General features: G+C 70.9%; 9 protein-coding genes. 3 read left to right on the top strand and 6 right to left on the bottom strand.

Going from position 1 to position 14,959, the window contains the following annotated elements:
- Positions 1–2 precede the first annotated feature (2 nt).
- A complete protein-coding gene (gene fxsT, locus ABII15_RS25925; protein ID WP_353944682.1) occupies positions 3–2,972 on the top strand; it encodes an FxSxx-COOH system tetratricopeptide repeat protein in 2,970 nt (989 codons plus the stop codon).
- Between the two features lie 77 nt (positions 2,973–3,049).
- Here fxsT and ABII15_RS25930 read toward each other — a convergent pair whose 3' ends face one another.
- From ABII15_RS25930 to ABII15_RS25945, 4 genes are all read right to left on the bottom strand, one after another.
- Positions 3,050–6,862 (bottom strand): multifunctional oxoglutarate decarboxylase/oxoglutarate dehydrogenase thiamine pyrophosphate-binding subunit/dihydrolipoyllysine-residue succinyltransferase subunit, encoded by a 3,813-nt coding sequence (locus tag ABII15_RS25930; RefSeq protein ID WP_353944683.1) that lies wholly within the window; start codon positions 6,860–6,862, stop codon positions 3,050–3,052.
- A 240-nt stretch (positions 6,863–7,102) separates the two neighbouring features.
- The gene (locus tag ABII15_RS25935; RefSeq protein WP_353944684.1) at positions 7,103–8,251 is read right to left on the bottom strand and encodes a HAMP domain-containing sensor histidine kinase; all 1,149 of its coding nucleotides are present in this window, start codon (positions 8,249–8,251) and stop codon (positions 7,103–7,105) included.
- The gene (locus ABII15_RS25940) at positions 8,248–8,985 is read right to left on the bottom strand and encodes a response regulator transcription factor (protein WP_353944685.1); all 738 of its coding nucleotides are present in this window, start codon (positions 8,983–8,985) and stop codon (positions 8,248–8,250) included. Before ABII15_RS25940 ends, ABII15_RS25935 begins: the two co-directional genes overlap by 4 nt.
- 93 nt (positions 8,986–9,078) lie before the next feature.
- On the bottom strand, positions 9,079–9,765 hold the full coding sequence (locus tag ABII15_RS25945) for a spermidine synthase (protein WP_353944686.1): 687 nt from the start codon (positions 9,763–9,765) through the stop codon (positions 9,079–9,081).
- 166 nt (positions 9,766–9,931) lie between these two features.
- Here ABII15_RS25945 and ABII15_RS25950 point away from each other — a divergent pair, with 166 nt between their 5' ends.
- On the top strand, positions 9,932–10,738 hold the full coding sequence (locus tag ABII15_RS25950; RefSeq protein ID WP_353944687.1) for a rhomboid-like protein: 807 nt from the start codon (positions 9,932–9,934) through the stop codon (positions 10,736–10,738).
- A gap of 59 nt (positions 10,739–10,797) precedes the next feature.
- On the opposite strand, the gene ABII15_RS25955 is transcribed toward ABII15_RS25950, so the two are convergent.
- A complete protein-coding gene (locus ABII15_RS25955; protein ID WP_353944688.1) occupies positions 10,798–11,445 on the bottom strand; it encodes a GNAT family N-acetyltransferase in 648 nt (215 codons plus the stop codon).
- Between the two features lie 163 nt (positions 11,446–11,608).
- Here ABII15_RS25955 and lon point away from each other — a divergent pair, with 163 nt between their 5' ends.
- The gene (lon, locus tag ABII15_RS25960) at positions 11,609–14,011 is read left to right on the top strand and encodes an endopeptidase La (RefSeq protein ID WP_353944689.1); all 2,403 of its coding nucleotides are present in this window, start codon (positions 11,609–11,611) and stop codon (positions 14,009–14,011) included.
- Positions 14,012–14,088: 77 nt separating this feature from the next.
- Here the strand turns inward: lon and ABII15_RS25965 are convergent, their stop codons facing one another.
- A complete protein-coding gene (locus tag ABII15_RS25965) occupies positions 14,089–14,913 on the bottom strand; it encodes a lysozyme (protein WP_353944690.1) in 825 nt (274 codons plus the stop codon).
- Between the last annotated feature and the right edge of the window lie 46 nt (positions 14,914–14,959).

A 14,959-nucleotide genomic window follows, 5' to 3' on the forward strand; every position in this document is an offset into this window, starting at 1 on the left:
GCATGCAGGGCGAGTCCGCCCATGTCACGGTCGTGTTCGCCGGGCAGAGCGAGTCGTGGGCGAGATGGATCGAGCATCAGGTCAGAGCGGCCGGACGGGCCACCGCCCTGGTGCGCTGGGACCCGCTGCGTCGCCCGCCGGAGCCCGAGGCGCTCACCGACCTGCTCAGCGCTCCCGGCCGGCTGCTGCTCGTCATCGACGACTGGTACGAGCGGCTCGGCAGCAAACGCTTCGAGGCCTGGGCCGCTGCGCTGCGCGCCGCGCTCCCGCGCTACCAGGGCCGTGTCGCCGCGGTCTCGGTCACCGAGCAGCCGCTGCCGGACGCGGTGATTCCGCTCGCCCCGGTCGCGCTGCGCGGCCTGCCGCCCGAGGTGGCCAGGAGACATGTCCTGGAGTGCGCCGACATCGGGGCTCCCGAGCGGCTCGTCGCGCTCGACCGCGGCCCGCGTTTTCCCGACTACAAGCCGACGGTGGCCAACGCGCCGCGTGCCAACCGCCGCTTCCTGGGGCGGGCCGAACTCCTCGAGCGGATCTACGACACCTTCCGTGCGGCCGGGGAGGGCATCACATCCGTCGTGTTGCACGGACCCGGCGGCATCGGCAAGACCCAGCTCGCCCAGGAGTACGCCGACCGGTTCAGCGGCGACTACGACATCATCTGGTGGATGGGTGCCACCAACCGGCTCACCGCGCGCGAGAAGTTCGCGGCCCTGGCGCCCGAGCTGGGGCTGGGCACCCACGGCGAACTCGGCGCGGACGTGCGGGCCGTGCGTCGCGCGCTCGGCTCGACCCACCGGCCCTGGCTGCTCGTCCTCGACGCGGCGGACGCCCCCGGCAAGCTGAGCGACCTCCTCCCCGAGCCGGACGGGGCCCACCGCGGCCACATGCTCATCACCTCGCTGGACACCGAGTGGGCCAAGCACGCGGAGGCCATCGCCGTCCCGCCGTTCGATCGCACCGAGTCGGTGGCATTCGCCGCGCGCCGCACCACGCGGCTCACCGAGCACGACGCGGACCGGCTCGCCGCCGCCGTCCAGGACCTCCCGCTGTTGCTCGATCAGACCACCGCCTGGCTCGACCTCAACCCCATGGCCGACGTCCACGACTACATACGCGACATCGAGCAGGGCGAGGACCGCATAGCCGCCGTCGAGTCCTCCGACTACAAGCAGCACTACCAAGTGGTGTGGGCCAAGCTCCTCAACACGCTGCGCCAGGACTCCCCGCCCGCCTGGCAGCTGCTCAACCTCCTGGCCTGTTTCTCCCCCGAGGTCGTCCCTGTACGGCTGCTGCAGACCACCCGCCCCGGCGAGCTGCCGCCCGCCCTCGCCGACCTGGTGAGCGAGCCCAGCAGTTGGAACTCGGCACTGCGCAAGCTCTCCGAGATCACATCCATGCGGGTCGAGTACGAGGAGGGGCCACGCGGCATTCAGGTGGTGCGCACCCTGCGCATGCACCGCCTCTTCCACCGCTACGTGCGGTCCGTGCAGGCTCCCACCGACGCCGCCCACAACGCCGAGGTGGCCCGCCGCGTGCTCGTCTCGGCAGACCCGCGTGACACGGCGTCACCGGGCAACTGGAGCCGCTACGCCGACCTCATCCCGCATCTCGAACCCTCCCGCGCGCTCCAGTCGCGCGACGAGGACGTGCGCGGACTCGTCCTCAACTGCATCGAGTACCTGCGGATGCGTGGTGAGCACACCGACGGATGGTGGCTTTCGCAGCAGGCCGTCGAAGCCTGGCGGGAGAAATACGGGCCCACGGACCGCTCCCTTCTCGTGGCCGTGCATCAACTCGCGAACAATCTGCGCTCGTTGGGGCGCTATCCGGAAGCCGAGACCGTCGGGCGCGAAGTCCACGATCGCCTTGCCGGGGCCACCGAGGGCGTCCGCCCCATCGAGCTGATCCGCGCGAAGGACGGGCTCGGCGGCACCCTGATGGCGCTCGCCCGCTTCGACGAGGCGCGCGCTCTGTTCGAGGACGCCGCGGCCCGGGCGACCGCCGAACTCGGTGGCGAGGGCGTGCCGCGCACTCTGTCCATCCGCAGCAACCTCGCCGTCGCGATAGGCCTCCAGGGCCATTACACGCAGGCGTACGCGATGCACCGGAAGATCTACGAGACACGGGTGCGGCTGCTGGGGGACAAGAGCGCTCTGACGCTCAACTCCGCTCTGCGTACCGCCTGGATGCTGCGCCTCCTCGGCCAGTACCGGGACGCCCTCGTCATCCAGGGCCACAACTCACGGCTGCACCGCCAGGTCTTGGACCGGACGCACAGCCAGACCCTGGAGGCCGAGCACAATTACGCGCTGTGCGCCCGGCGTGAGGGCGATCTGATGTTCGCCCGAACGTTGATGCGTGCGGTCCACAAGAAAATCGTCGGCCGGCGCGGCGAACTCCACCCCGAGTCGCTCCTCGTCTCCTGCGACTACGCGATGCTGCTGCGCGAGATCGGCCAGACGCAGGAGGCGTTGGAGCTTGCCGAGGCTACCGCGGAGCGTTACGCGGACCTGTACGGCGAGAGCCACCCCTATGCCATCGGGTGCCGGGACAACGTGGCGACGGTGCTGCGTCAGCGCGGCGATCTCGGGGCCGCGTGCCGCATGTCCGAGGAGACGGCGCGGGAGATGACGCGTGCCGTGGGCGCCACACACCCGTGGGCTGTGGGCTGCGCGAAGAATGCCATGACGGCGTTGGCCGCTACGGGGCAGTACGAGGCGGCCGGGCGGACCGGCCGTGCGGCGCTCGCATCGGCGGCCGTGACCCTCGGCGAGAGCCACGTGCTGACCATCAGCTTGCGCGTGGGCCTGTCCGGGACGTTGCGGGAAGTGGGCGAGGAAGCGGAGGCAAACGAGCTCTACCGCCAGGCCGCCGACCGGCTCGTCCAACTGCTCGGCCCCGACCACCAGCAGTCCCGCTACATCCTCGAACAACGTCTGCCCTACTGGGATTTCGAGCCCCAGCCCATCTGAGGCGAACCGGCCGGAACACGCTGAGGGCCCGGCACCCCCGAGGGTGCCGGGCCCTTCCGTGCGCGGGATCCGGGGCCTTACGCCTCGAACACCTCACGCACCAGCTGCTCCTGCTCGGCCTGGTGGCGCTTGGCCGAGCCGACCGCCGGCGACGAGGAGTGCGGCCGCGAGATGCGGCGCAGGCGCTCGCCGTGCGGGATGTCGGCGCCGACCGCCAGGTCCAGGTGGTCGATCAGGTTGAGCGCGATGAACGGCCACGCACCCTGGTTCGCCGGCTCCTCCTGCGCCCAGATGTACTTCTCGGCGTTCGGGAACTTGCTGATCTCCGCCTGGAGTTCGGCACCCGGCAGCGGGTACAGGCGCTCGACGCGGATGATCGCGGTGTCGGTGTTCCCGCTCTTCTTCCGCTCGGCCTCCAGGTCGTAGTACAGCTTGCCCGCGACGAAGACGACCTTGCGGACCGCGTTCGCGTCCACCGTCTCGTCGCCGATGACCGGACGGAAGCCGCCCGTCGTGAACTCCTCCACCTTCGACGCGGCGGCCTTGAGGCGCAGCATCGACTTCGGGGTGAAGACCACCAGCGGCTTGTGGTGCGGGTTGTGCACCTGCCACCGCAGGAGGTGGAAGTAGTTCGACGGGAGCGTGGGCATCGCGACCGTCATGTTGTTCTGCGCGCAGAGCTGGAGGAAGCGCTCGACGCGGGCCGAGGAGTGGTCCGGGCCCTGGCCCTCGTAGCCGTGCGGGAGGAGCAGGGTGACGCCGGACGTCTGGCCCCACTTCTGCTCGGCGGCCGAGATGTACTCGTCGACGACCGTCTGCGCGCCGTTGACGAAGTCACCGAACTGGGCTTCCCACATCACCAGGGACTCGGGACGCGCCAGCGAGTAGCCGTACTCGAAGCCCATGACCGCGTATTCGGAGAGCAGCGAGTCGTAGACGTTGTAGCGGGCCTGCTCGGGCGACAGGTAGAGCAGCGGGGTGTAGTCCTCGCCGGTCTCCCGGTCGATCAGCACCGCGTGGCGCTGGCCGAAGGTGCCGCGGCGCGAGTCCTGGCCGGACAGCCGGACCGGGGTGCCCTCCAGGAGGAGGGAACCGAGGGCCAGGGTCTCGCCCATGCCCCAGTCGATCGTCCCGTCCTCGATCATCGACGCGCGGCGCTGCAGCTGCGGCAGCAGACGCGGGTGGACCGTGATGTTGTCCGGGATGTTGACCTGGGACTCGGCGATGCGCTTGACGACCTCCTGGGAGATCGCGGTCTGCACCGGCACCGGGAACTCGGCCTGCGGCTGCGGGGAGGTCTCCTCGCTCGCGCCGGCGACGGCCTCGCGGACCTCGGTGAAGACCTTCTCCAGCTGCCCCTGGAAGTCCTGGAGCGCCTGCTCGGCCTCTTCGAGGGTGATGTCGCCGCGACCGATGAGGGACTCGGTGTAGAGCTTGCGCACCGAGCGCTTCTTGTCGATCAGGTCGTACATCAGCGGCTGGGTGAACGCCGGGTTGTCCGACTCGTTGTGACCGCGGCGGCGGTAGCAGATGAGGTCGATCACGACGTCCTTGTTGAACGCCTGACGGAACTCGAACGCGAGCCGCGCGACGCGGACGACGGCCTCGGGGTCGTCGCCGTTCACGTGGAAGATCGGCGCCTCGATCATGCGGGCCACGTCGGTGGCGTACATCGAGGAGCGCGAGGACTCCGGGGCGGCGGTGAAGCCGACCTGGTTGTTGATGACGATGTGGACCGTGCCGCCCGTGCGGTAACCGCGCAGCTGCGACATGTTCAGCGTCTCGGCCACGACGCCCTGACCCGCGAAGGCCGCGTCACCGTGCAGGGCGACCGGCAGGACCGTGAAGTCCGTGCCGCCCTTGTTGATGATGTCCTGCTTGGCGCGGACGATGCCCTCGATGACCGGGTCGACCGTCTCCAGGTGGGACGGGTTGGCCGCGAGCGAGACCTTGATCTGCTCGCCGTCCAGGCCGGTGAAGGTGCCCTCGGCGCCCAGGTGGTACTTCACGTCGCCGGAGCCGTGCATCGACTTCGGGTCGAGGTTGCCCTCGAACTCGCGGAAGATCTGCGCGTACGACTTGCCGACGATGTTCGCCAGCACGTTCAGGCGGCCGCGGTGGGCCATGCCGATGACGACCTCGTCGAGGCGGGCCTCGGCGGCGGAGTCGATGACCGCGTCCAGCAGCGGGACGACGGACTCGCCACCCTCCAGCGAGAAGCGCTTCTGGCCGACGAACTTCGTCTGCAGGAACGTCTCGAACGCCTCGGCCGAGTTCAGGCGGCGCAGGATCCGCAGCTGCTCCTCGCGCTCCGGCTTGGAGTGCGGGCGCTCGACGCGGTCCTGGATCCACTTGCGCTGCTTCGGGTCCTGGATGTGCATGAACTCGATGCCGACCGTGCGGACGTACGAGTCACGGAGCACGCCGAGGATGTCGCGGAGCTTCATCATCGACTTGCCGGCGAAGCCGCCGACGGCGAACTCGCGCTCCAGGTCCCACAGCGTCAGCCCGTGCTCGTTGATGTCGAGGTCGGGGTGCTTGCGCTGGCGGTACTCCAGCGGGTCGGTGTCGGCCATGACGTGGCCGCGGACCCGGTAGGAGTGGATCAGCTCGAAGACGCGGGCGGCCTTCGTGACGTCGTCGTCGTGGCTCGCGTCGATGTCCTTGAGCCAGCGGACCGGCTCGTAGGGGATGCGCAGGGCCTTGAAGATGTCGTCGTAGAACTCGTTCTCACCGAGCAGCAGGTTCGCGACGATGCGCAGGAACTCGCCGGAGGCGGCGCCCTGGATGACCCGGTGGTCGTAGGTCGACGTGAGCGTCATGACCTTCGAGATGCCGAGCTTGTTCAGCGTGTCCTGGGAGGTGCCCTGGAACTCCGCCGGGTAGTCCATCGAGCCGACGCCCATGATGACCGACTGTCCGGGCATCAGGCGCGGGACCGAGTGGACGGTGCCGAGGCCGCCGGGGTTGGTCAGGGAGACCGTGACACCGGTGAAGTCGTCCATGCCGAGCTTGCCGTCACGGGCGCGGCGGACGATGTCCTCGTAGGCCTGCCAGAACTCGAAGAAGTTCAGCGTCTCGGCCTTCTTGATGCCCGCGACGACCAGCTGGCGGTCGCCGTTGGGCTTCACGAGGTCGATCGCGAGGCCGAAGTTGATGTGCTCCGGCTTGACCAGGGTCGGCTTGCCGTCCTTCTGGGCGAAGGAGTAGTTCATCGACGGCATGGCCTTGATGGCCTGAACCATCGCGTACCCGATGAGGTGCGTGAAGGAGATCTTCCCGCCGCGGGCGCGCTTGAGGTGGTTGTTGATGACGATGCGGTTGTCGAACAGCAGCTTCACCGGGACGGCGCGCACGGACGTGGCCGTGGGGACCTCGATGGAAGCGTTCATGTTCTTCGCGACGGCGGCGGCGGGACCGCGCAGCGTCACGAGCTCGGGGCCGGCAGGGGCCTCGGTCGTCACTTGTTCAGCCTTCTTCGGTGCGGGTGCGGGTGCAGGTGCGGGTGTTGCGGGGGCGGCCTTGGCGGGGGCGGAAGTCGCGGCGGCAGTCTGTGCGGGAGCTGCGGCTGCGGGCTTCGCGGCGGGCGCCTGGGCGGCGGGCGCGGCGGGGGCCTGGGCGGCGGGCGCCGGAGCGGCGGCCGGGGCCGGAGGCTTCTGGGCCGGCTGCGCTGCAGGCTCAGTCGGCGCAGCCCCCGCGGCTGCGGCACCGGGCTTGTAGTCGGCGAAGAAGTCCCACCAGGCTCGGTCAACCGAATTCGGGTCCTGGAGGTACTGCTGATAGATCTCGTCGACGAGCCACTCATTGGGACCGAAGGCGGCCGCAGGGTTTCTGCCCTGCCCGGCTTGGTCGGTCTCGGTGGTCGAGTTACTGGGGGACTGTGGCGACACGGCGTGAACCGCCCTCTTCCGCTTCTCACAAGGTGATGGACAGCGGGAATAAAGGCTACGCCTCCCCGGGCGGGACGTGCAGACCGGGCCGGTGATCCGTCGCGTAAGTCACACTGGAAGTCGTGTTTCGGGCCGGGAAATGGCGGGAAACAACCGGGGTTCCGCATGCGCGGATCGCCTACCCGGCACATCCGGGTACGCCAGGGCGTGGCTTGACCACCGCCTGACCGAAACCCTACGTCAACTTTGCGGTCGGGGCTCTCCCGGAAGAGTGACCTTGATCCGGCAGCCCCGCTCGGATTCGGCCACACCGATCCGGCCGCCGTGCAGGTCCACGGCCCAGCGCGCGATGGCCAGGCCCAGGCCCGTGCCGCCGTCGCCCTTGCCGCTGGACCCCTGGTCCTTCGTACCGCGGTTGAAGCGCTCGAAGACCCGGTGCCACTCGGACTGCGGGATGCCGGGACCCTCGTCCTGCACCTCGATCTCCAGCGACTCCGGGTACAGCCCGCGCCGGGCCCGGACCGTGACCCGGCCGCGCGGCGGGGAGTGCTTGACGGCGTTGTCGATGAGATTCGCCACTACCTGGTGGATGCGCTCCGGATCGGCGTGCGCGGTCAGCTCCGGCGGCGACACGTCGAGGTGCAGATGGACGTCCGTCCGCGTGTGGGTGCCGGAGCCGGAGGCGATGCCGGCGCGCTGCGAGACGGCCATGTTGGCCTCCTTGAGCACGCCCGACAGGTACGGCCAGACCTCGAAGCGCCGCGCCTTGAGCGGGACGACACCGTTGTCCAGCCGGGACAGGTCGAGCAGCGTCTCCACGAGCCGGCCCAGCCGCTCCGTCTGTTTCAGAGCCGTGCGCATCGTCTCGGGGTCGGCGGACATGACACCGTCCACCACGTTCTCCAGCACCGCGCGCAGGCCCGCGATGGGGGTGCGCAGCTCGTGCGAGACGTTCGCCACGAGCTCCTTGCGCTGGTGGTCCTGGGCGGCCAGCTCGTCGGCCATGCGGTTGATGGTGACGGCCAGGTCGCCCAGCTCGTCGCGGCGGTCGGCGCCGCGCACGCGCCGCGTGTAGTCGCCGTTGGAGATCGAGCGGGCCACGGTGTTCATCTCGTCCAGCGGCGCGGTCAGCGAGTGCGCGACGAACTGCGTGATCAGCAGCGTGGCGATGATCGAGAACACCGTGATGAAGCGCAGCTCCGTCGCCGTGTACATCGCGACCATGAGCAGGCCCGTGGTGATGAAGACCGAGATGACGACGAGGGTGCCGAGCTTCGCCTTGATGGAGAAGGGGCGCAGCCCGCCGGTCACCCAGTACGGGTTCAACGGCGGCTTCAGCGCCTTCGGCCGGTCCGCCCGGCTGTGCTGTGCCCGGTCCCCGACGCTCATGGGTTCGGTGTCTCCAGCGCGTAGCCCACGCCGTGCACGGTGCGGATGCGCTCGGCGCCGATCTTCCGCCGCAGGGCCTTGATGTGGCTGTCGACGGTCCGGGTGCCCGAGGCGTCCGCCCAGTCCCACACCTCGGCGAGCAGCTGCTCGCGCGAGAGCACGGCGCGCGGGGTGTTCGCCAGGCACACCAGGAGGTCGAACTCGGTGGGCGTGAGGTGCACGTCCTCGTTCCTGACCCGCACCCGGCGCTGCGCGTGGTCGATCTCCAGCTCGCCGAGCCGCAGGATGCCGCTGCGCGGCGTCGAGGCGGCGACGGCCGCGCGCTCCACCCGGCGCAGCAGGACGTGCACCCGGGCCGCCAGCTCCCGCATCGAGAACGGCTTGGTCATGTAGTCGTCGGCGCCCACGCCGAGCCCGACCAGCATGTCGGTCTCGTCGTCGCGCGCGGTCAGCATCAGCACCGGCACCGGCCGCTGGGCCTGCACCCTGCGGCACACTTCCAGGCCGTCGAAGCCCGGCAGCATGATGTCGAGGATCAGCAGGTCGGGCTGCCAGGCCTCGGCCGTGTCCACGGCGGCCGGGCCGTCCTGTGCGGTTTGCACCAGGAATCCCTCGGCGCGCAGCCGGGCGGCGATGGCGTCCACGATCGTGGGGTCGTCCTCGACGACGAGGACTCGTCGTTGAGCCCCCGCCGTCGCCGTGCTGCCGTTGTGGGAGGTGTGTGTCTGCTCCATCGCCCCGCCCCTGAATGCACGCCTTCGTGGCGCGCTTGACGCTTGAATGATCGGGTTTCGGGCCTCAGCGTACGGGGAGTTACCGCCGGTCGGCTACGCGCCCCGTACTGCGAGGTGCACCACGTCGGGTACGCCTCGGACAACCGGGATCTCTTCGGTGCGGACCCGTCGGAATCCGGCATTCCGCAAGGTTCCTTCGAAATTTGCGGACGGCTGTGCCGACCAGACGGCGAGCACACCGCCCGGGTTCAGGCGGGCGGCGCAGGCGGCGAGACCGGCCGGGGAGTAGAGGCCGTCGTTGTCCTCGGTGACGGTCCAGTCCGGCCCGTTGTCGATGTCGAGGCAGAGCGCGTCGTAGGCGGCGGGGCCGGTGTGCAGGTGCTCGACGAGGTCGGCCTCGACGATCTCGGTGCGGGGGTCGGCCAGCGCTTCGGCGGACAGCTCCGCCAGCGGGCCGCGCCGGTGCCAGTCGATGACGGCCGGCTCGCGCTCGACGACGGTGATCCGGCCCCAGCGCGGGTCCGCGGCGGCGTGCGCCAGCGAGAAGCCGACGCCGAGACCGCCGATCAGCACGCTCGGGCGCTCGCGGTCCGGGCCCAGTTCGCCGAGGGCGGCGTCCACGAGCAGCCGCTCGGAGCGGCCGTCGGAGGTGTCCATGAGGAAGGTGCCGTTGGCGATGATCTGGAGCAGATCACCGTGCCGGCGCAGCACCACCTCGCCGTGGGGACCCTCGCGGCGGTCCAGGACGGCAGGGGCCTCTTCCGGGTGCGCGACGCTCATGCGGACCATCTTGGCGGACAAGGGTTTGGCACGTCGGGGGTTCGGTTGCGGACGCGGCCGGGGCCTGTGAGGTTGCTGTGCATCGCGTCTCACGTGGCGTCCGTCATAGACAGGGCGGCCGGCAGGGGCGAAGTCTGGGGCGGATGCGCGCGAAAGGGGTGCCCTCGTGGAACCAGCAGGCGTGATCACCGGTGCCGGTGAGACGGCGGTCGCCGACGGCCGCCCGCTCGACGGCATCCCCGCGCAGGCCGGGCCTCCGGCGCTGGAGACGGTGCGCCGCACCGGCCCCCGCCGCCTGCGGCCGTGGCTGCTGCTGCCCACCCCCACCGGCACCCCGTTCACCTTCGGGTACGCGGCCGTGCTCGCCGTCACCTCGCTCTACATGGAGTTCGCGCCGCCGGACGCGGTGTCCGCCGCGCTGCGTGCGTCCAGCACCGATGTCACCCATCTGGCCCAGTCCCCGGCACTCGTCCTGGTGGCGAGCGCGCTGTGGATCGCGGGCGGCCTCACATCCCCCTTCGTGATCGCCTTCGTGGTCGTGCTGACCGCGCTGGAGCGCCGGATAGGGGGCCTGCGCACGGCGGCCGTCTTCCTGCTCGGCCATGTCCTGGCGACGCTGGCCACCGAGGTGCCGGTGGGCCTGTCGGTGGCGGCGGGCCATCTGCCGGACAGCTCGCTGCACCGCCTCGACTACGGCATCAGCTTCGGCGTCGCCGCGAGCATCGGCGCCCTCGCCGGACTGCTCACGCCCTGGCTGCGCTGGCTGATGCTGGCCGTGTTCGCGGCGACGCTGATCCAGGACCTGATCGCCTTCACGGACCCGATGACCAGCTGGGGCCACCTGCTGGCCCTGGCCATAGGAATCGGAACCTGGCCGTTGGTCCGCCGCTGGCGCCGAATGAGCCCCTCCGCCACGACAAGCGCGTACGGCAGAGCGAGCACCTCCGCCACAACAAGCCCCTCCGGCGATTGAGGAGCGGGGTCCGGGGCGGAGCCCCGAGACCTCAGCCACGACAGGCCCGCACCCGGAATTCAGCCCACGAACTTCGCATTGGTGAGCGGCGCCACGACCTCCCACCCCAGCGACTCGTACAGCAACCGCCCGGCGGGAGTGCACGCGAGAACCCCACGCACCGCCCCCTGCTCATACGCGGCCGCGTGCAACGTGCGCATCACGACGCTGCCGAGCCCCTTCCGGCGATGGTCCGGCGCCGTCTCGATCTGATCGACGGTGGCGCTGGCGCCGACCGGCGCCACCTGCCCGCGCGCGGCGAACGCCCCGTCGGCGTCGGTCACCAGCACCCGGGTGACGCCCCCGCGGGCCCAGGTGCGCAGCCGGTACCCGGCCGGGGCCCCGGGCGCGGGCGCCGGGCCCAGCCCGGTCGTCATCAGGAAGTCGTCCGCGCCGTACGGCTCCCAGTCCGCCCCGAGCCAGGGCAGCACCCGCTCGCGGTCGGCGAAGATCTTCAGATGGGTGCCGCGGCCGGTGGTCGCCCCGGCGACCTTGCGGACGTCGTCCTCGCGCAGGCCGTCGTTCGTGGCGTCGAACACGTGCCGCCCGACCTGTTCCGCCAGGCCGACATAAATCGTGTACCCCCATGGTTCGACCAGAGGGGGAGCGGCTCCCCGGGAGACGGCCCAGCCGTCGACCCAGTCGCGTACATGGCGCTCGCCGGTCATGCGCACCCCCGGTGTAATAGTTGAAGACGGTAAGTGAACCTTACGCACCGCGCGCGGTTCCCGGGCAGAGGTGATCGCTCAGAGCGAACGCCCGGCCGGGAACATCCGAGGCCTCCCGTGCATTGAGTCGACATAGCTCAACTTGACTGCCAAAGGGGAGATCATGGCTTCGACGTCCGCACCGCTCACCCTGCCCGTGCTGCCCCTCGACGACGAGGTGGTTCTGCCCGGCATGGTGGTGCCGCTGGACCTGAACGACACCGACGTACGCGCCGCGGTCGAGGCCGCGCAGGCCGCCGCGCGCGGCGAGCCCGGCAAGCCCCGGGTGCTGCTCGTGCCGCGGATCGACGGCGCGTACGCGAACATCGGCGTGCTCGGCACCGTGGAGCAGGTGGGACGCCTGGCCGACGGCGACCCGGGCGCCCTCATCCGGGGCCGCGACCGGGTGCGCATCGGCGCGGGCACGACCGGCCCCGGCGCCGCCCTGTGGGTGGAGGGCCTGACCGTCGAGGAGACCGTCCCCGACCCGCTGCCCGGCGCCGTCGCCGAGCTGGTCACGGAGTACAAGGCCCTCGCCACCAACTGGCTGAAGAAGCGCGGCGCCTGGCAGGTCGTGGACCGCGTCCAGCAGATCGACGGCGTCTCCGCCCTCGCGGACAACTCCGGGTACTCGCCCTTCCTGACCACCGCGCAGAAGGTCGAACTCCTGGAGACCTCCGACCCGGTGGAGCGCCTGCGGCTCGCGACCGCCCAGCTGCGCGAGCACCTGGCCGAGCAGGACGTCGCCGAGACCATCGCCAAGGACGTCCAGGAGGGCGTCGACAAGCAGCAGCGCGAGTTCCTGCTGCGCCGCCAGCTGGAAGCCGTACGCAAGGAGCTGCGCGACCTCAACGGCGAGCAGGAGGGTGAGGAGTCCGACGACTACCGCGCCCGGGTCGAGGCCGCCGACCTTCCCGAGAAGGTCCGCGAGGCCGCCCTCAAGGAGGTCGACAAGCTGGAGCGCTCCAGCGACCAGTCGCCCGAGGGATCGTGGATCCGCACCTGGCTCGACACCGTCCTCGAACTGCCTTGGAACGAGCGGACGGAGGACGCCTACGACATCAAGGGCGCCCGCGAGGTCCTCGACGCCGAGCACTTCGGCCTGGACGACGTCAAGGAGCGCATCACCGAGTACCTGGCCGTGCGCAAGCGGCGCACCGACCGCGGCCTCGGCGTCGTCGGCGGACGGCGCGGCGGCGCGGTGCTCGCCCTCGTCGGCCCGCCCGGCGTCGGCAAGACCTCGCTCGGCGAGTCCGTCGCGCACGCCATGGGCCGCAAGTTCGTCCGCGTCGCGCTCGGCGGCGTCCGCGACGAGGCGGAGATCCGCGGCCACCGTCGTACGTACGTCGGCGCGCTGCCCGGCCGCATCGTCCGCGCGATCAAGGAGGCCGGGTCGATGAACCCGGTCGTGCTCCTCGACGAGATCGACAAGGTCGGCTCCGACTTCCGCGGCGACCCGGCCGCGGCCCTCCTCGAAGTCCTCGACCCGGCGCAGAACCACACCTTCCGCGACCACTACCTGGAGGTCGAACTCGACCTGAGCGACGTGGTGTTCCTCGCCACGGCGAACGTCCTGGAGGCCATCCCCGAGGCGCTGCTCGACCGCATGGAGCTGGTCCGGCTCGACGGCTACACCGAGGACGAGAAGGTCGTCATCGCCCGCGACCACCTGCTCCCGCGCCAGCTGGAGCGGGCCAGCCTCGCCGACGGCGAGGTCGCGATCGGCGAGGGCGCGCTGCGCAGGCTGGCCGGCGAGTACACGCGCGAGGCCGGCGTGCGCAACCTGGAGCGGGCCGTCACCCGCGTCCTGCGCAAGGTCGCGGCCCAGCACGAACTCGGCGACCGCGAGCTGCCGTTCACCGTCGGCGAGGACGACCTGCGCGCGCTCATCGGGCGCCCGCACCACGTGCCCGAGTCGGCGCAGGACCCGGCCGAGCGGCGCACGGCGGTGCCGGGCGTCGCGACCGGGCTCGCGGTGACCGGCGCGGGCGGTGACGTGCTCTTCGTGGAGGCGTCGCTGGCCGACCCGGAGACGGGCGCGGCGGGCCTGACCCTCACCGGTCAGCTCGGCGACGTGATGAAGGAGTCCGCGCAGATCGCGCTCTCCTTCCTCCGCTCGCACGGCGCCGAACTGGAGCTGCCCGTCGCGGACCTGAAGGAGCGCGGCGTGCACATCCACTTCCCGGCGGGCGCGGTCCCCAAGGACGGCCCGAGCGCGGGCGTCACGATGACGACGGCCCTCGCCTCGCTGCTCAGCGGGCGTCTGGTCCGTACGGACGTGGCGATGACCGGTGAGGTCTCGCTGACCGGCCGGGTGCTGCCCATCGGCGGCGTGAAGCAGAAGCTGCTCGCCGCGCACCGGGCGGGCGTCACGACCGTCATCATCCCCAAGCGCAACGAGGCGGACCTGGACGACGTCCCCGCCGAGGTGCTGGAGAAGCTGGACGTCCACCCGGTGACGGACGTCCGGCAGGTCCTCGAACTCGCCCTGGCCCCGGCCGGGGTGGAGGTTCCGGTCGCGGCGTGACGGACGCTGCCGGACGACGAAGGCCCGGACCCCGTGAGGGGCCCGGGCCTTCGGCGTACGGTCGCGGGGGAGCGGGCTCAGCCGTTGGCGAGCGCCTGCACGCGGTCGAGCGCGCCGTTGAACTTGTCGTGGTCACCGACCGTCGGGCCGGACGACGTGTACTGCCACATCGTGTAGAAGCCCCAGCCGGCCGGGAGCGTGCCCACGGTGGCGGCGTAGCGCGCGACCCACAGCGGGTTGTTGGCCGCGAAGCCCGCGTAGTTGCCGGTGCACTCGGTCCACCAGCTCGTCGCCGTGTAGATGACGGCGTCCCGGCCGGTACGGGCCTTGTACTGGTTCAGGAAGCTCGCGATCCAGCTCACCATGGCGCTCTGCGACAGGCCGTAGCAGGACGCGCCGTAGGGGTTCCACTCGATGTCGAGGACGCCCGGCAGCGTCTTGCCGTCCTTGGACCAGCCGCCTCCGTGGTCCACGAAGTAGTTGGCCTGGGTGGCGCCGCTCGTCGTGTCCGGCGTCGCGAAGTGGTACGAGCCGCGGATCATGCCGACGTTGTACGCGCCGTTGTACTGCTGGGCGAAGTACGGGTTGGTGTAGTACGTGCCCTCGGTGGCCTTGGTGTAGGCCCACCTCACGCCGCTGCCCCAGAGAGTGGCCCAGGCGACGTTGCCCTGGTGGCCGGAGACGTCGACGCCCTCCGTCTGGGTGGCGCTGCCGGACGGGGCCGAGCCGGTGTCGCCGTCGTGGGCCGCGACGCCGATGCCCATGCGGGCCTCACCGCGGGTGGGGGTGTCGGCGGCCTGCGCCGCACTCGGCAGGGTGAAAAGGAGCGAGAGCGCTGCGAGGAGCGTCCCGGCCACGCCGAGGCGTGTGCGGCGGGTCGTTCCGGGTCTGTGCACGGGCATGGGTGTGCCTCCGAAGGCCTCGTGGGGGATCAGTGGTGCTGATCGG

It is taken from the genome of Streptomyces sp. HUAS MG91 (genome assembly GCF_040529335.1).
Classification (GTDB): domain Bacteria; phylum Actinomycetota; class Actinomycetes; order Streptomycetales; family Streptomycetaceae; genus Streptomyces; species Streptomyces tabacisoli.

Coding starts and splice junctions, on each gene's coding strand:
- fxsT (WP_353944682.1), top strand. CDS start 3: ATGCAGGGCGAGTCCGCCCATGTCACGGTCGTGTTCGCCGGGCAGAGC.
- ABII15_RS25935 (WP_353944684.1), bottom strand. CDS start 8,251: ATGAGCGTCGGGGACCGGGCACAGCACAGCCGGGCGGACCGGCCGAAG.
- ABII15_RS25940 (WP_353944685.1), bottom strand. CDS start 8,985: ATGGAGCAGACACACACCTCCCACAACGGCAGCACGGCGACGGCGGGG.
- ABII15_RS25945 (WP_353944686.1), bottom strand. CDS start 9,765: ATGAGCGTCGCGCACCCGGAAGAGGCCCCTGCCGTCCTGGACCGCCGC.
- ABII15_RS25955 (WP_353944688.1), bottom strand. CDS start 11,445: ATGACCGGCGAGCGCCATGTACGCGACTGGGTCGACGGCTGGGCCGTC.
- lon (WP_353944689.1), top strand. CDS start 11,609: ATGGCTTCGACGTCCGCACCGCTCACCCTGCCCGTGCTGCCCCTCGAC.
- ABII15_RS25965 (WP_353944690.1), bottom strand. CDS start 14,913: ATGCCCGTGCACAGACCCGGAACGACCCGCCGCACACGCCTCGGCGTG.